This window comes from Paenibacillus sp. Y301 (genome assembly GCF_059445505.1).
In genome coordinates this window covers 51,383-67,278 of record NZ_JCAIUL010000020.1, presented here as the reverse complement: position 1 = coordinate 67,278, position 15,896 = coordinate 51,383, and the positions used below count along the sequence as shown (strand labels likewise).

Below are 15,896 nucleotides of genomic sequence, written 5' to 3'. Positions count from 1 at the left end.
GTGGCGATAGCGGAGGGGTTCCACACGTACCCATCCCGAACACGACCGTTAAGTCCTCCAGCGCCGATGGTACTTGGACCGCAGGGTCCTGGGAGAGTAGGACGCCGCCAAGCACAAGAACCACTGTTGATTTCGATCAATGGTGGTTTTTTTTGCGTTTTTTTAAAGATTTAGAATGTGAGACATTAACTACAATTAGGTAATTAATATTTAAATAATTCCTTGTTGCGACGCATTTATTAATTAGAGATGCGATATGTCTAATAGATATGTGATATGAAATTAATGAATATGTTTAATGATTTAACTCTGCGTGTTATCTTTCTTTAATCCTCTTTATCTGCATATTAGGTATGCTAAACTCGTTATGACAGCTGATCCTACATGTGAGCTTGAGTCCAAGGAGATGAACAATGAAATGAAATTATCTGTTTTTACTGTGTCCGTACCGGATTTAACACCACGTGAACTGGGTGCAGCAGCAGCCTCCTCTGGAATAGAGGGAATTGAGTGGCGGTTTAAGGGTATATCAGATGATGCATTAGAGGAATCACCATCTTATTGGCGTCATAATCGGTGTTCCATTGATCCCGAGAAATGGGAAGGGGATATTATAGAATGTGTAGATGTTGCATTAACATATAATTTGAAATCGATTGCCCTCGTACCATATCTAGACTGTAAGGATATATTTGCAACAGAACTAGCCTTTAAGGCTGCTGCTCGCCTAGGTGCGTCTATGGTCAGAGTGGGAGTGCCAGGTTACTATCGAAGTCAGTCGTATCAGGATATATACAAAACAGCCATTCAATATTTATCTCAGGTGCAAGAATACGCTCAACAGTATCAGGTAAAGGCGTTAGTAGAGACACATCACATGACTATTGCTCCTAGTGCGAGCCTAGCCTATCGATTAGTGGAGTCCTTTGATCCTAAACATGTTGGTGTACTTTATGATCCAGGTAATATGGTATTTGAAGGCTATGAGAACTACCGGATGGGGCTTGAACTTTTAGGGCCCTATTTAGCTCATGTACATATGAAGAATGCCATATGGTCCCCAAGGAAGGGAACTAAGCATACGGAGATTGGATATACCCAATGGGAAGGTAAGTGGGCTCCTATGGATCAGGGAATTGTACCGTGGCTCGAAGTTATGCAAGATCTACATGCTGTAGGGTACGATGGATATGTCGGGATAGAGGATTTTAGTGGAATATACGATTCAAAAAATATGCTTCAACATAATGCGGACCTATTTAGGTTGCTACAGAAGCAGTTATAGAGCGAATAATGGAGGGGACTGACTTGGACAAAATAAGAGTAGGAATTATCGGAATAGGAAATATGGGGACATCACATGCTCGGACACTAGCCTCAGGTGCTATCCCCAATGCTATCTTAACAGCTGTTTGTGATATCAAGGTGTCAGCTGAGCAATGGACTCAAGATAACTTACCTGAGTCTGTCCACTGTTGGAGTGATGCTGAACAGATGATGGATTCCGGGACAATAGATGCGATATTAATTGCTACCCCTCATTACAGCCATCCGCAGCTTGCTATTCAGGCTTTTGAACGTGGTCTCCATGTACTCATTGAGAAGCCAGCGGGCGTGTATACTAAACAGGTTCGTGAAATGAATGAAGCAGCTGTAAAGAGTGGTAAAGTATTCAGTATTATGTATAACCAGCGTACCAATCCACTTTATCTGAAGTTAAAGGATATCATTGCTTCAGGAGAGCTTGGAGAAATTCGCCGAACGAACTGGATCATAACCAATTGGTATCGTTCGCAAAGCTATTATGATTCGGGTGGATGGCGTGCTACGTGGAGTGGTGAAGGTGGGGGCGTACTCATTAATCAAGATCCTCATCAGCTTGATCTATGGCAATGGGCTATAGGAATGATGCCAATCAGGGTAAGAGCTTTTTGCTCTTTTGGAAAATATAGAAATATTGAAGTTGAAGATGATGTTACAGCTTATGTTGAATACGCCAATGGGGCTAGTGGAGTCTTTGTAACAACAACAGGTGAAGCACCTGGTACGAATCGGCTAGAAGTGACAGGAGACCGCGGAAAAATTGTGATAGAGGACGGACATATGACATTCTGGCGCTTGAGAGAGCTGGAGAGTGAATTCAATCAGCGTTATAAAGGGGGATTTGGCGAACCCGAACATTGGAAGTGTGATATTCCTATTATGGGTAAAGAGACAGGACATCCTGGGATCATTGAGAATTGGATAGAGGCAATCACAAAGGGCACGGCTCTACTGGCACCTGGGGAGGAAGGAATTAAGGGCTTAAGTCTTTCAAATGCGATGTACTTATCCACATGGTTAGATGACTGGGTTACGTTGCCGATAGATGAAGAGTTATTCCTGGAACAATTACAACAACGAATTAATTCATCCACAGACGAGAAAAAAGGGAATTCGAATAATGATTCTGAAGCTGTGGATATCTCTAAGACGTTTGGTAATTAGAACAGAAGATAGCATAAAGGCTATTTTAACTCACGTACTAAAAAAGGGTACTACTAATAATAGCGTATGTTAAAATTGAACGATTTTAATGAATAGAGCGATTCAGGATTCGGGGGATATATTTTTCTTAGTATGAAAATGAGGAGGAATATCAATGACATCTAAAGATGGGATGTTCTACGCACCTAAAAGTCAGAAGCCACAACCGGTTTGTGGTGTAGGTGAATTCACTATTGCGGCAGTAGCTTTGGATCATGGTCATATTTACGGTATGTGTAACGGATTAATAGAAGCTGGAGCAACGTTAAAGTGGGTCTATGATCCGGATGTTAATAAGGTGAGGGCATTTTGCAAAGCGTTTCCTGATGTAAAGGTAGCCATGACGGAAGATCAGGTATTAGAAGATGATGAAGTGAAATTAGTCGCTAGTGCCGCTATTCCTTCAGAGCGTGGAGCACTAGGGATACGCGTAATGGAGAAAGGTAAAGACTATTTCACAGATAAAGCTCCATTTACGACGTTGGATCAATTAGAAGCAGCGCGTGTTCAAGTAAGTAATACAGGATGCAAGTATATGGTGTATTACAGTGAACGACTACATGTCGAGAGTGCTGTCTATGCGAATCAATTAATCAAGGATGGGGCGATAGGTAGGGTTATTCAAGTGATGGGAACTGGGCCACATCGTTTAAATGCGAAATCTCGTCCTGATTGGTTTTTTAACCACGAGCAATATGGAGGTATTTTATGTGACATTGGTAGTCATCAGATAGAACAGTTTCTTGCTTTTGCGTCTTGCAAGGATGCTAGTGTTTCTTATAGTCAGGTAGGGAATTACAATCATCCGCAATATCCAGAGCTTGAGGACTTCGGCGATGCTATGCTTGTGGGTGATAATGGGGCAACACATTATTTCCGAGTAGATTGGTTTACACCAGAAGGTCTTGGAACCTGGGGAGATGGGCGGACAGTCATTCTAGGAACCGATGGTTATATCGAATTGAGGAAGTATATTGATATAGGAAGAGATCCACAGGGTGATCAAGTGTATTTGGTTAACCATGAAGGGGAACACCATTTTGGAGTCCATGGACAGGTAGGGTATCCCTTTTTCGGGCAGCTAATAAGGGATTGTATGGATCGTACAGAGGTAGCAATGACACAGGAACACGCCTTTAAGGCAGCAGAACTGTGCTTAATTGCGCAAAAGAGGGCCATAATATTACCATCATATTCATTAACATAATGGATCACGAATGCCCAATAACACTGATAAGCCGAGTGCTTACAGTGTTATTTTTTTGAAATGACGAAATTGAATAGAGGTATTAGATCTTCTTAGCCAATGATTCTCCTCAAATGATACAATAGAAGTATGTTTACGAGTTAGGAGGCGGCTTGGTATGCCCTATTCATTACAGTTGAATGAACCATTAAATTTTAATTATCGTTCGGACGAACCTATTTTTGATAATAAAGAGCGAGATAGGTTTCATTCTCATGGCCTCTATGAAGTATATTATTTTCACGAGGGGCACTGTACCTATCTTATTGGTGACCGTGTTTATATTCTTGAGCCTGGTGATTTAATTCTCATGCACGGAATGACCCTACATATGCCGAATCCGTCTCCTGACGTACCTTATATTCGGACGGTCATTCATTTTGAACCATCTATGTTAGAGCAATATTTACAGCGGTCTATGGCCATTACATTAACCCAACCTTTTGAAGAATTACGTAACTGCCGGATTTCTTTATCCCCGTCGCAAAGGCAACAATTTGAAATACTACTTGCGAATATGAATGAAATACATAGGTCGAAGTCGAAATATGATATAGAGAGACTAGTATTGCGGTTAAGTGATTTACTATTTATGATTGCAGGTCTGTGCCAGAACAAGGTGAGAGAAGGACACTTGCGTACTGATAAAGAGAACTATGTACAAAAAATAATTACTTATTTAGAAGAACACTATATGCATGAAGTGGATATGGACCAAATTGCTCAGGAGTTACATTTAAGTAAGCATTATTTAGCTATCCTTTTTAAGGAGATGACTGGAACTACGATCTTTAAGTATCTGTCAGATCGCCGAATTAATCAGGCTAAGTTATTATTCTGGATAGAACCTGAGCGGTCAGTGACGGAGGTAAGCAAGCAATCTGGATTCAAACATCTACCCCACTTCAGTCGTATATTTAAGCAAACGGTAGGCTGTACGCCAGATATGTACCGTTTGAGAATGAGGGAAAAGGCTAGCTCCTCGAACCTAAGGTAATAATGATAGATTGTTGTGATGTAGAGTGGACTGAAAAAGAGTTAACAGTTTTGTTACCGAAGGTTATAGTCTTGCAAGTATAATAATATAGTACAAAATAGGATTAACAGAGTGAGATAGGTTCTACAGAGCAGAAATACGTCACTTTCGTCCTAATCGCGAAAAGAAGTAAGGAGGACATTCATGCGTGGAATAACATGGCTGCGTGCTCTCGTTCTGTTATGTATTGTAATGACCGTTCTAGTCGGGTGTGGGAACTCGGAACCTTTATGGGTATCCTTTGAAGGTGCAGCAAATGAGAAAAGTTTCCCCGTTCCAAAGGAAGCAAATAAGAAAGATCGTTCTGCGGCTAATTCAGAGATGAATGTTATTCATTATTCCTTATCTGGACTTAAGGAAAGCAATGTTTTTCCTGAAGCTTATTTACAAACCATTACAGAGTGGGGTTGGCAAGAGGTTGCAGATGAACAACGTGAGGCTGTTCGCGTGTTCAAAAAGGACAATAAAGTGGTACAGGTTACAGTACATGATGATTTTTTTGTAATTATGGTGCCTAAGGCTACAGATAAATCGGCTATGAGAAGCTTAGATAATAAATAGAAAAGGACCTTTTCCTTAGTGGAAGAAGGTCCTTTTCTTGTTGTAACAACGGATCGTCGTGTTTGATTAAATTGTCACTGTTTATAATAGGAGATATCTTCTGAGTTAAATTTCAACATGCCGTCCTTTTGCGTACGAGGAAGATGGGTGATTGCATATAAACGGGGGATTATAAACCATATATGCCAGAACATTAACCCAAGGACAAATGATAAGGGTGACCAAAAGATAAGAATGGCAAATAGGCAAAATCCTATCCATATGGTGTGTAAATTAACTTTAAGAAATAGTCTATAACTAATATATTGATTAGGCATATAACCCATCCAAGGGAGTTTCATGGAGAATGCCCAACGTTTGCGTAAACGGTATGCTGTAATCAATACAGTTGAGTGAGATATAACATAATGAATCCATACTACAATGGGAAGGGCTAATAAGAAATAGAAGATACTAGTCCAAGAAATAAGAATCATTTCTACAATTGCTGCAAGTATGGGAAGAAGTAAATAAAGCGCGCTCGTTTTCTGGGTAATGGCGACCTTTTTTATAAGTTTGTACTGATAAAGGGTAGCATTAGTCTCCATCTTGTCTGTCATATATTATAACTTTCCCCCTTTGAGGTCATTTATAAGTTATATCGGTTATACTAGAGTTTTTGTAAAGATGTTTTAAGTACAGACACCAAGAAAGATATAGCTGAATACTTATATTAAAACGAACGAGGACCATATAAAGGTTCTATGAAAAGGTTTAAAATAGTAGAAACTGGTTCATACTGATAGGAAAAAGGACAAGGTGGGATGGATGATGGAAGATCATACCGAACACGTCTGTATTATTTGCGGGCAAGGTAAAGAGGAAGGGATAAGTATTTTATCTCAATTTATCTGCGAAGCTTGCGAATCGGAAATGGTGCATACGGATGCGGAGGAAGCGAAGTATCATTATTTTATTCATCAAATGAAGCAAATAAGTATGCAAGTCAATGTATAGTTCATATTTATGAACAAAGGGTAGCTAACATTTATAGCTGCTCTTTTTTTGTTTGTATGGAAGGAGAAGAGATGGGAGAGTCCTGACGTAAAAGATCTGAGACTATTTCTTCTATAGTAATGTTAGCTAACTCATTCTCCATGGCACGTTGTGCTTGAGTGAACCGATGATCAAGTGTATGTTGAATATTTTTGCCAATGGGGCAATTAGGATTGGGCTTATTATGAATCGAGAATAAGGAATCTTGGTGTTCTGATTCAACAGCTAGGTAAACATCTAATAAGGTAATTTGTGAGATGGGTCTAGTGATCACTGCGCCAGCTACACCAGGAGAGGTAATAATAATTCTAGCTTTATTCATCATGCCCATAATGCGGCGTACTACCACTGAATTCGTATTTACACTGCTAGCAATAAACTCAGAGGTTAATTTTTCATTTTTAGATATTTCCAATAAGGATAATATATGAACGGCTACAGAAAGGCGACTGCTGATGGCCATGATGCATTCCTCCACAAACGAAATAGGTATTCTCAATCACAAAATAGGACAAACATAGGATGAATCAGATTTAGTTACATTATAGCATAATGGGATCCAACAGTTATTCCAAGGATGGAGAATTGACATTGAGTCAACCTGTAACTATAATCGTTACAAGTGATGAATAATAAATAACTAAAGGAGTTGTTCCGGTTGAATATTGCAGTGATTGGTGCAAGTGGGCGAATTGGAAGTCGCGTCGTACGAGAAGCCTTAAGTCGAGGTCATGAAGTTACAGCAATTGTACGGAATTCTAATAAGGTTAAAGATTTAGGTGACATTGCTGTGATTGAGAAGGATGTTTTTGAGCTAACGAATGAATTACAAGCATTTGGTGTTGTTGTAAGTGCTTATGGTACGAAACCTGGCGAAGAACATTTACACATAGATGCCAATAAAAAACTAATAGATTTAGCAAGTAAAGCACCTAATACTCGTTTATTGGTTGTTGGTGGTGCAGGAAGTCTATATGTAGATAATCAAGGAACTAGAGTGTTCGACACACCGGAATTCCCCGATATCTATTTACCAACGGCCACAAATCAAGGGAAAGCACTCTCATTATACTTAGCAGATAATATCATTGACTGGACATTTATTAGTCCTGCAGCAGAGATTGAGCCAGGAGAAGGAACGGGTCAGTATCAATCAGGGAAGGATCACCTGCTCGTGAGTAAGGAAGGTAGAAGTTATATTAGTATGGAAGATTATGCAGTCGCTTTATTAGACGAGATTGAACAGCCCAAGCATCGTAAAGAGCGCTTCACAGTGGCGTCCGTATAAACTAAAGATTTCATTATAAGGAATCATCATATATGAGTTGGGTTTGACATGTTTAAAGTTCGTTAGGCTACTAGTGAGTTAACTAAATATAGTGATAGTGGAAAATTCCTATAGTATCGATGTATACTATGGGTTTTTCTGTCTTGAGTTGGGTATTATGAGAATATAGGTATTCCTATGAGATATTCATTAAAACTGAGGTAAGGATAGGCGATATGAATAAATTACGATAAAATAGAGATAGATAGTTTTATATCTAAAATAAATATAACCAAACTGTACAAGTATTACATGAGTTTTAGTGTATTAGATGAGTGAACAGTTAAGGTGACTAAGAAACGGAAAGACTCCGAACTATTAATGAAGCAAGAAAGAGAGTTACTACATCAGTACCATGAATCTGAGGTATCAGGTCGGGAACAAGAGAAAACTCGAGGGAGTCTGTGTGATTTGAATAAGGAAGAGGCACCGCTGTATGAAGCGTTACTTGAATATAAAAGGGCAAAACGAGCCTCATTTCATGTTCCTGGGCACAAAAATGGCCAAGCTTACGCTTCCAGTGGGGGAGCGGGAATACTATCTGAGATGATGGAGATTGATGTTACTGAGATTATAGGAACCGATGATCTTCATCATCCCGAAGGAGTTATTCTTGAGGCACAACAACTGGCGGCGAATTGTTTCGGTGCAGAAGAGAGTTTCTTTCTTGTTGGAGGAAGTACGGTAGGAAACTTAGCCTTGATTCTAACCGTATGTTCTGCCCCAGGTGAGTTATTACTCGTCCAACGTAATGTGCACAAATCGGTATTGCATGGTTTAATGTTGGCTGGAGCGCAGGCTGTATTCTTACAGCCTCAAGTCGATCCTATTAGTGGATTAGCGACAGCCCCTACAGCAGATCAGGTTACCGCAGCATTAGAGAAGTATCCACATACCAAGGGAGTGCTTGTCACCATGCCCAATTATTATGGTATGGGGACGGATATGGCATCGTTGGTAGAAGCATGCCACAGATATGATGTGCCGCTGCTAGTAGATGAGGCCCATGGTGCACATTATGGGCAACATCCATCGCTACCAGCAAGCGCCTTATCCTGTGGAGCAGATGGCGTCGTACAATCGACGCACAAAATGCTGTCGGCACTCACCATGGGCGCTATGCTACATGTGCAGGGCCCACGGCTAGACCGCACGCTGCTACGCCAGCGGCTAGCCATGGTCCAGAGCTCCAGCCCATCATATCCTATGATGGCTTCGCTCGATCTAGCCCGTCGCCTGTTGCACACAGGCGGTGCGGCCATCTTCACGGCGGGGCTCGCCGCCGTGGATGCCTTCAAGCGCGGGCTCGCGGAGCTCCCGCGCTTCGGGCTGCTGCAACCGCAGCAGCCAGCCGGCTTCGCCGCGGCGTATACCTCGCAGGATCCCTTCAAAGCCGTCATTTATGACGGCACAGGGACCCTGAGTGGATATGAGCTTCAGCGCCATTTAGAGGCGCAGGGCTGCATTCCAGAGATGAGCGACGAACGATACGTCGTCTTACTCTTTAGCTTAGGATCCACGATGGAGGATGCTAATCACCTTTTGAGGGCCCTTCAGCATATATCTGTAATAGGGGTAGATACCCACTCAGAAGAGAATACATTGGCCATGAAGAATGCTGTCGAATTTTCCACGTGGAACATTATGAGAAACTCTGTTTCGACACCCATCTCCTTTAATATGAAGCCAGTGTCGTCAGAACAGGTCGAATCAATACCTCTAGAGCAATGTGGAGGGAGGGTAGCAGCCGAGATGATTATTCCGTATCCCCCAGGTATACCATTGTTATATATGGGCGAGAGTATCTCTAAAGATACTCAGGAACGTCTTCTTGTATTATCTCAAGCAGGAGCTAAGTGCCATGCCGCTGCAGACCCCGAATTACACAGTATTATGGTCTTTAAGAAGGACAGAAAGCAGGAAATGCATGAATCTTAAGGGAAAGTTTATTACATTTGAGGGTGGAGATGGATCTGGTAAGACCTCCGTTCTTAGTCAATTAAGTACCTATTTTGAAAGTCGTTCCATACCCCATATGTTTACCCGGGAACCGGGTGGCATTGATATAGCAGAGAAGATTCGTGATGTCATACTAGATACGAAGCATACGAAGATGGATGCACGAACAGAAGCTTTACTGTATGCTGCTGCTCGTCGGCAACATTTAGTGGAAAAGGTAAGACCGTCCCTAGAAGAAGGAATCACGGTTATCTGTGATCGATTTGTCGATAGCAGTCTAGCTTATCAAGGCTACGCACGAGGGTTAGGGATGGAAGAAGTCTGGAGTATTAATCAATTCGCTATTGAGTCTCTTATGCCCGATGTGACATTCTATTTGGACATTAATCCTGAAGTGGGGTTATCACGAATCGCGGCTAGTCAGGAGCGCGAAGTGAATCGACTAGATATGGAAAATATAGATTTTCATCATAAGGTCCGCGAGGGTTACCACATCATTGCGGCACAATACCCGGAGAGAGTGATTACAATTAATGCAGAACAGAGCCTAATTCAAGTCAGAAACGATATTATTTCTAAGATGGAAAAGGGTATTTTAAAGGGTTTTAATGGGTCATTGTCAAATAAGAATAAGTAAGTGATGATATCCGTCATGTTTCGCATTCACATTAAATGGTTCAAAGATGAGAGAAGGTAACTTCACTTAGATCTCTGTTATGGAGTTAAGAAGTATACAGATTAAGAACTCTATTTAGATGAGGAGGAATGCAAGATGAAATTAATCATTGCGATTGTACAAGATAAAGATAGTAACAGACTCTCAGGGGAATTGGTTAAGGCGAACTTTCGTGCAACAAAACTTGCGAGTACAGGAGGATTTCTTCGGGCAGGTAATACAACTTTTATGATTGGGATTGATGATAGTCAGGTTGAGGCTGTTATGAGCGTCATTAATAAGAGTTGTAAGGTTCGAGAGCAATTGGTTACGCCTGTCACTCCAATGAGCGGGACAACAGATTCCTATTTGCCGCTTCCAGTAGAAGTGCAAGTGGGTGGAGCAACCGTATTTGTAATGCCAGTAGAGCGCTTTGAGCATTTCTAGAAAAAGAAGCAATGGTTAACAGCATTAATTGAATCTAATGGGAGTATCATGAAAGCAGGAGATATCCTTTGAAAATAAACCCGGGTTATAGACCTATTAAAAGTGAAGTACCGATTGTAGATAGCGGCGCGAAACCTATTCAACAGAGATCGTTCTCTGATGTTATTCAACAACAGGGACATCAGGCAACACAGGAAGAGCTAGGTCGACGTCTCAAAGAGATCCAAATGCAGGGTGATCGCCTTGCTAGGTCAATGACGATACGTGAGCTAAAGGCCTATCGTGCGATGGTTAAGCGATTCCTTGAAGATACAGTTCGTCGTGGTGTATCGATGAAGGATACCAAAGGCTGGGATCGACGTGGACGTGGAAAACGCTACAAGTTGATAGATGAGGTAGATGCTGCGTTATTAGCCATGGCTGATGAATTATTAGATAGTGAAGAAGGTAAAATAGACCTTTTGCAACAAATGGGCGAAATTCGAGGAATGCTCATTAACTTATGTTTTTAATATGATGGCAACCTTGACAGTATTCACCCAGGAAAAGAGGATTTATGTCTTTTAATGATATTTTAGGCCAGGAAACTGCGAAGCAGATGCTTCAGAATGGTCTACGCAAAGATACTGTTAGTCACGCATACTTATTTAATGGTCCAGCAGGTAGTGGTCAGATGAAGACTGCGCTCGCATTTGCACAAGCATTATTCTGTACGGAGAGTAAAGATGATGCTTGTGGAAATTGTTTGGAATGCCGTAAAGTCGAGCATGGTAATCATCCGGATCTAACTCTAATCAATCCTGACGGAGCTTCCATCAAAATTGACCAGATCCGCGGATTACAGCGGGTCTTTTCCTATCGTTCGGAATCGAAGAATCCGAAGGTATATATTATTGATCAAGCGGATACAATGACGAACCAAGCAGCAAATAGCTTGCTTAAGTTTCTGGAAGAGCCACCAATTCCTGCAGTTGCCATTCTGATTGCAGAGAATGTACAATCCCTACTACCGACGATTCAATCTCGATCTCAACGCGTACCCTTTAGCCCTTTAAGTGAAACCATGATGCTTCAGGTCCTTATTCATGAAGGTTATCCTTCACCGTTAGTTCGCTGTGCGGTGCATCTATCATCTGGATTGGAAGGATGTAGGGAACTTCTTGAGCAGAATTGGTTTGCAGAAATTAGAAACGTAGTGTTACAATTAGGAAAGGAGTCTATGGGCAGAGGCAGCACGTCACTCATTACTGCAGGGACGAAGTTGTTCAAAGCGGGACTCTCAGAGCACCTAGATATTCTCTTTAACCTGTTTCACTTGTGGTTTAAAGATATGCTGCATGTTCAATACGAAAGGCACGAAAGTATCGTTTTCATAGATCAGCTGGAGTATTTGTCATCACAGGCGTATTCACGAAGTTCTGCTCAGTGGATCTCCTATATGGATCTGGCGGCAGAAGGAAAGAAAAAGTTGCGATACAATGTGAATGGACAACTCTGTCTGGAACAGTTTCTAATGGGACTAGAAAGTTAATAGCTGCTAGACTCAGTGCTTCTTTAGGAAACACCAAGATGTGATGGTAGGGGGTTAGTTTTTGTACTGTGTAGTGGGTGTCCGGTTTAAAAAAGCCGGTAAAATCTATTATTTCGATCCATTGGACTTCCCTATTATGAAGGATCATAGCGTTATCGTTGAAACAGCGCGAGGGATCGAATATGGAAAAGTTGTTGTTGGGAAAAAAGAGGTACACGAATCAGATGTGGTCTTACCACTGAAGAAGGTTATTCGTATCGCCAGTGATTCCGACGCTAGCATTGTGGAGGAGAATCAATTGGCAGCAAAAGATGCGTTTGCTACCTGTTTAAATAAAATTCGGGACCACGAACTCAAAATGAAGCTTGTGGACGTAGAATTTACGTTTGACCGAAACAAAATTATTTTTTATTTCACAGCTGAAGGAAGAGTAGATTTCCGAGAGCTTGTTAAAGATCTTGCAAGCATTTTCAGAACAAGAATTGAGCTGAGACAAATTGGCGTAAGAGATGAAGCCAAGATGCTGGGTGGAATTGGCCCATGCGGGCGAATTCTATGTTGTTCATCATGGCTCGGAGATTTCGAGCCAGTATCAATTAAGATGGCAAAAGATCAACGCTTGTCGTTGAATCCGACCAAAATTTCTGGATTATGTGGAAGACTCATGTGTTGCCTCAAGTTTGAGCATGATAACTACGAAAGTGTAAGAGAGGAACTGCCTGCCGTTGGTAAAATGGTGGTCACTGCCTTGGGAGATGGTAAAGTCGTAGGAATTAATGCTAGCAGTCGCAGCGTTCACGTGCAATTGTTCGAATTGGGCAAAGTTAAGGAACTTCCAATGGATGACGTTGTCATCAAGTAGACCAATGAGGTTACTGTTCGGGGTGGAAACATGGAAAAGAAAAATGTATTTCTACGCATGCAGGAAATGGAAGCACAAATGGAACACATGCACAGTGATTTAGGTGAGTTAAAGCTACTTGTTAAAGAACTTCTTGAAGAGAATAATCGACTTATTCTTGAGAATGAGCGGCTTCGGATTATTTTAAAAAGAGAAGCTCAGCTTATGGAAGAAAAAGTTGCATCTGCTACACCGCATCTTCCTCATGAAGTACCAGAAGATGTCGTTGGAGAGGGATATGATAACCTTGCAAGGTTGTATCACGAAGGCTTCCATATTTGTAATGTCTATTATGGGCATTTACGAACAGAAGGCGACTGCCTTTTCTGTCTGTCATTCTTGAATAAATAGCACAAACAAGCCGTAGGAGAAATTGCCTACGGTTTTTTTGAAGCATGGAGCATAATAATTGATGTAAGGATTGGGTATATGAGTATAGATGAAGTTATTCTACAGCCATCAGAACGCCTTGATGATCTATTAACACATGATCTACGGATTATTCAGAGTGATGAAGTATTCAGTTTTTCGATGGATGCCGTTCTGTTAGCCCGTTTCGCAAGCGTTCCGCCAAAAGGACGTATATTAGATTTATGTACCGGGAATGGGGTTATTCCTCTATTGTTAAGTTCCCGAACCCAAGCTTCTATAGAAGGTATTGAAATTCAACCAAGATTGGCTAATATGGCTCGTCGCAGCGTACAACTTAATGGATTAGACGATTCCATTGTAATCAGAGAAGGAGATCTACGTGAGCTATATAAGGAAACGGGCCATGGTGTATATGATGCAATTACAGTGAACCCACCTTATATGCCGATGAATGGCAGCGATATTAAGCTAAATGAACATCAAGCGATAGCCCGTCATGAGATTCATTGTACGCTTGAGGAGGTCATACAAGCTTGCTCTCGTCTAGTGCGAACAGGTGGAAAAGTGAATATGGTGCATAAACCTCAGCGATTGGGTGAACTAATTACATTAATGAGGGAGAATAGACTGGAACCGAAGCGAATTCGTTTTGTTCATTCTCGTGCACATTCCGAGGCTAACATGGTATTAATTGAGGCATTACGAGATGGGAAGCCAGAAGTTCGAATTCTCCCTCCACTGATTGTTTATAATGAGCAAAATGACTATTGCCAGGAGCTAATAGATATTTACTATGGATCAAATGAGATCAAAAGAGGGTGACATATGAGTGTACACAAGCAAAGTAGCTTTCAAGGGGAAGATTCACGGACGTGTGGTGCATTATACCTTGTAGGCACACCGATAGGTAATTTAGAGGACATCACGTTTCGTGCGATTAGAATATTAAAAGAATGCGATATTATTGCAGCTGAAGATACACGTCAGACACGAAAATTATTAACTCATTTTGAAATAACACCACAATTATTCTTTAGTTATCATGAGCACAATAAGGCCGCGAGTGGCCCTGAATTAATTCGGTATATAATAGAAGGAAAAAATTTAGCCTTGGTCAGTGATGCAGGTCTTCCGGCCATTTCTGACCCAGGATCAGACCTGGTGAAGTTAGCCATTGCTGAAGGAATTCCGGTCATTCCTATTCCGGGGGCTAATGCTGCACTATCGGCATTAATTGTATCTGGATTATCTACGGAGCGGTTCACTTTTGCTGGATTCCTACCTCGTGACCGCAAGGATATTCAGATGGTGCTGTCTTCTCTCCAGTATGGACAAGGAACCTTGTTATTCTATGAGTCTCCACACCGTATTGTAAAGACATTGGGATACCTTCTAGATGGACTAGGTAATCGTCAGGTCGTTCTTGCTCGTGAATTGACTAAGAGGTATGAAGAGATTGTTCGGGGTAGTATTGAGGATTGCTTGGTATGGTTAGATGAACATTCACCTATTGGAGAATATGTCATCGTTGTAGAAGGTGCCAGTCAGGAAGAAGAGAAGACACAGAGAGAAGCATGGTGGCAGGAGTTATCTATAGAGGAACATGTGAATCATTACGAAAAAATGGGCGATTCAAAAAAAGATGCGATGAAAAAAACAGCTAATGATCGTGGCGTTTCTAAGCGGGATATTTATAATTCATTGCTTTAAAATCATGTTATAGAAATAAACAAAAAAAATGTCTTCCATAAGCTTTGAGTCAAAGCTAGGAAGACATTAAGGAGATATGAAAAAGGTTTGAATTACTAAATTAATTATTTCTATTATAACCTATTTTTATTAAATTGTCACAGGTACAGGAATTTCGGAAATACATTCGTTGCAAACAATTTTACCTTTGAAATATATTACGTTTTCTGCATTACCACAGAAGATACAAGCTGGTTCATACTTCTTAAGCATGATACGCTCTCCATCAACGTAGATTTCTAAAGCGTCTTTTTCTCCTATACCTAGAGTACGACGCAATTCAATCGGAATAACAACCCGTCCAAGTTCATCTACTTTTCTTACAATTCCTGTTGATTTCATCATAATTATATTTGCTCCTCTCAATTGCTCATCCTAAATGTCACGATTCGACAACATTCTTGTTTTAATGATATTACAATACCAACCTTTCCCAAATTAGTCAACCTATAAATTTTAATAAATTGACGTTGAAATATTGAAAAAGTGTTGATATATAAGATAAAAGGGTTAAGATAAGGGTATTAAATGATTACATCAGTTGTCGATTT

The 15,896-nt window shown here is 41.0% G+C and carries 19 protein-coding genes and 1 rRNA gene; 17 read left to right on the top strand and 3 right to left on the bottom strand.

Features of this window, described 5'->3' with window-relative positions; all coding sequences use genetic code 11:
* From rrf to AC1D69_RS22960, 6 genes are all read left to right on the top strand, one after another.
* Positions 1-113: ribosomal RNA gene (gene rrf, locus AC1D69_RS22985) — 5S ribosomal RNA — on the top strand; the annotation flags it as partial.
* Between the two features lie 305 nt (positions 114-418).
* Positions 419-1,285 (top strand): sugar phosphate isomerase/epimerase family protein, encoded by an 867-nt coding sequence (locus tag AC1D69_RS22980; RefSeq protein WP_495458458.1) that lies wholly within the window; start codon positions 419-421, stop codon positions 1,283-1,285.
* A gap of 23 nt (positions 1,286-1,308) precedes the next feature.
* Positions 1,309-2,487, top strand: a complete 1,179-nt coding sequence (locus AC1D69_RS22975) for a Gfo/Idh/MocA family protein (protein ID WP_495458457.1) — start codon at positions 1,309-1,311, stop codon at positions 2,485-2,487.
* A 154-nt stretch (positions 2,488-2,641) separates the two neighbouring features.
* Complete coding sequence (locus tag AC1D69_RS22970; RefSeq protein ID WP_495458456.1) at positions 2,642-3,733, top strand: Gfo/Idh/MocA family protein; 1,092 nt, start codon at positions 2,642-2,644, stop codon at positions 3,731-3,733.
* Positions 3,734-3,890: 157 nt separating this feature from the next.
* Positions 3,891-4,769, top strand: a complete 879-nt coding sequence (locus tag AC1D69_RS22965; protein ID WP_495458455.1) for a helix-turn-helix transcriptional regulator — start codon at positions 3,891-3,893, stop codon at positions 4,767-4,769.
* Between the two features lie 183 nt (positions 4,770-4,952).
* The gene (locus tag AC1D69_RS22960; protein ID WP_495458454.1) at positions 4,953-5,369 is read left to right on the top strand and encodes a hypothetical protein; all 417 of its coding nucleotides are present in this window, start codon (positions 4,953-4,955) and stop codon (positions 5,367-5,369) included.
* Between the two features lie 74 nt (positions 5,370-5,443).
* Here the strand turns inward: AC1D69_RS22960 and AC1D69_RS22955 are convergent, their stop codons facing one another.
* Complete coding sequence (locus AC1D69_RS22955) at positions 5,444-5,968, bottom strand: hypothetical protein (RefSeq protein WP_495458453.1); 525 nt, start codon at positions 5,966-5,968, stop codon at positions 5,444-5,446.
* 211 nt (positions 5,969-6,179) lie between these two features.
* On the opposite strand from AC1D69_RS22955, the gene AC1D69_RS22950 reads away from it, so the two are divergent.
* Complete coding sequence (locus AC1D69_RS22950; RefSeq protein WP_495458463.1) at positions 6,180-6,365, top strand: sigma factor G inhibitor Gin; 186 nt, start codon at positions 6,180-6,182, stop codon at positions 6,363-6,365.
* Positions 6,366-6,396: 31 nt separating this feature from the next.
* On the opposite strand, the gene AC1D69_RS22945 is transcribed toward AC1D69_RS22950, so the two are convergent.
* A complete protein-coding gene (locus AC1D69_RS22945; protein WP_495458452.1) occupies positions 6,397-6,867 on the bottom strand; it encodes an Rrf2 family transcriptional regulator in 471 nt (156 codons plus the stop codon).
* A gap of 195 nt (positions 6,868-7,062) precedes the next feature.
* Between AC1D69_RS22945 and AC1D69_RS22940 the strand changes: the two genes are divergently transcribed.
* The 10 genes from AC1D69_RS22940 (at position 7,063) to rsmI (ending at position 15,306) form a co-directional block, all read left to right on the top strand.
* Complete coding sequence (locus AC1D69_RS22940) at positions 7,063-7,692, top strand: NAD(P)-dependent oxidoreductase (protein WP_495458451.1); 630 nt, start codon at positions 7,063-7,065, stop codon at positions 7,690-7,692.
* 327 nt (positions 7,693-8,019) lie between these two features.
* A complete protein-coding gene (locus AC1D69_RS22935) occupies positions 8,020-9,669 on the top strand; it encodes an aminotransferase class I/II-fold pyridoxal phosphate-dependent enzyme (RefSeq protein WP_495458450.1) in 1,650 nt (549 codons plus the stop codon).
* Complete coding sequence (gene tmk / locus AC1D69_RS22930; protein WP_495458449.1) at positions 9,659-10,327, top strand: dTMP kinase; 669 nt, start codon at positions 9,659-9,661, stop codon at positions 10,325-10,327. The genes AC1D69_RS22935 and tmk overlap by 11 nt, the downstream gene beginning before the upstream one ends.
* A 135-nt stretch (positions 10,328-10,462) precedes the next feature.
* Positions 10,463-10,792, top strand: a complete 330-nt coding sequence (darA, locus tag AC1D69_RS22925) for a cyclic di-AMP receptor DarA (RefSeq protein WP_495458448.1) — start codon at positions 10,463-10,465, stop codon at positions 10,790-10,792.
* A gap of 68 nt (positions 10,793-10,860) precedes the next feature.
* Complete coding sequence (locus AC1D69_RS22920; protein WP_495458447.1) at positions 10,861-11,304, top strand: YaaR family protein; 444 nt, start codon at positions 10,861-10,863, stop codon at positions 11,302-11,304.
* Between the two features lie 44 nt (positions 11,305-11,348).
* Entirely contained in the window at positions 11,349-12,323 is a 975-nt protein-coding gene (gene holB, locus AC1D69_RS22915; protein ID WP_495458446.1) for a DNA polymerase III subunit delta', read from the top strand.
* A 61-nt stretch (positions 12,324-12,384) separates the two neighbouring features.
* Positions 12,385-13,185 (top strand): PSP1 domain-containing protein, encoded by an 801-nt coding sequence (locus tag AC1D69_RS22910; protein WP_495458445.1) that lies wholly within the window; start codon positions 12,385-12,387, stop codon positions 13,183-13,185.
* A 30-nt stretch (positions 13,186-13,215) separates the two neighbouring features.
* Positions 13,216-13,575: a DNA replication initiation control protein YabA gene (gene yabA / locus AC1D69_RS22905; protein ID WP_495458444.1), complete on the top strand. Its 360-nt coding sequence runs from the start codon at positions 13,216-13,218 to the stop codon at positions 13,573-13,575.
* 78 nt (positions 13,576-13,653) lie between these two features.
* On the top strand, positions 13,654-14,418 hold the full coding sequence (locus AC1D69_RS22900) for a tRNA1(Val) (adenine(37)-N6)-methyltransferase (RefSeq protein WP_495458443.1): 765 nt from the start codon (positions 13,654-13,656) through the stop codon (positions 14,416-14,418).
* Between the two features lie 3 nt (positions 14,419-14,421).
* Positions 14,422-15,306: a 16S rRNA (cytidine(1402)-2'-O)-methyltransferase gene (gene rsmI, locus AC1D69_RS22895; protein WP_495458442.1), complete on the top strand. Its 885-nt coding sequence runs from the start codon at positions 14,422-14,424 to the stop codon at positions 15,304-15,306.
* A gap of 129 nt (positions 15,307-15,435) precedes the next feature.
* Here rsmI and AC1D69_RS22890 read toward each other — a convergent pair whose 3' ends face one another.
* Positions 15,436-15,690 (bottom strand): AbrB/MazE/SpoVT family DNA-binding domain-containing protein, encoded by a 255-nt coding sequence (locus AC1D69_RS22890; RefSeq protein WP_429374232.1) that lies wholly within the window; start codon positions 15,688-15,690, stop codon positions 15,436-15,438.
* Between the last annotated feature and the right edge of the window lie 206 nt (positions 15,691-15,896).

Bases quoted from the DNA above. Each gene is read 5' to 3' on its own strand.
- AC1D69_RS22890 (WP_429374232.1), bottom strand. From the start codon at position 15,690: ATGATGAAATCAACAGGAATTGTAAGAAAAGTAGATGAACTTGGACGG.
- AC1D69_RS22980 (WP_495458458.1), top strand. From the start codon at position 419: ATGAAATTATCTGTTTTTACTGTGTCCGTACCGGATTTAACACCACGT.
- yabA (WP_495458444.1), top strand. From the start codon at position 13,216: ATGGAAAAGAAAAATGTATTTCTACGCATGCAGGAAATGGAAGCACAA.
- darA (WP_495458448.1), top strand. From the start codon at position 10,463: ATGAAATTAATCATTGCGATTGTACAAGATAAAGATAGTAACAGACTC.
- AC1D69_RS22945 (WP_495458452.1), bottom strand. From the start codon at position 6,867: ATGGCCATCAGCAGTCGCCTTTCTGTAGCCGTTCATATATTATCCTTA.
- AC1D69_RS22950 (WP_495458463.1), top strand. From the start codon at position 6,180: ATGGAAGATCATACCGAACACGTCTGTATTATTTGCGGGCAAGGTAAA.
- AC1D69_RS22965 (WP_495458455.1), top strand. From the start codon at position 3,891: ATGCCCTATTCATTACAGTTGAATGAACCATTAAATTTTAATTATCGT.
- rsmI (WP_495458442.1), top strand. From the start codon at position 14,422: ATGAGTGTACACAAGCAAAGTAGCTTTCAAGGGGAAGATTCACGGACG.
- AC1D69_RS22970 (WP_495458456.1), top strand. From the start codon at position 2,642: ATGACATCTAAAGATGGGATGTTCTACGCACCTAAAAGTCAGAAGCCA.
- AC1D69_RS22900 (WP_495458443.1), top strand. From the start codon at position 13,654: ATGAGTATAGATGAAGTTATTCTACAGCCATCAGAACGCCTTGATGAT.
- tmk (WP_495458449.1), top strand. From the start codon at position 9,659: ATGAATCTTAAGGGAAAGTTTATTACATTTGAGGGTGGAGATGGATCT.
- AC1D69_RS22955 (WP_495458453.1), bottom strand. From the start codon at position 5,968: ATGACAGACAAGATGGAGACTAATGCTACCCTTTATCAGTACAAACTT.
- AC1D69_RS22960 (WP_495458454.1), top strand. From the start codon at position 4,953: ATGCGTGGAATAACATGGCTGCGTGCTCTCGTTCTGTTATGTATTGTA.
- holB (WP_495458446.1), top strand. From the start codon at position 11,349: ATGTCTTTTAATGATATTTTAGGCCAGGAAACTGCGAAGCAGATGCTT.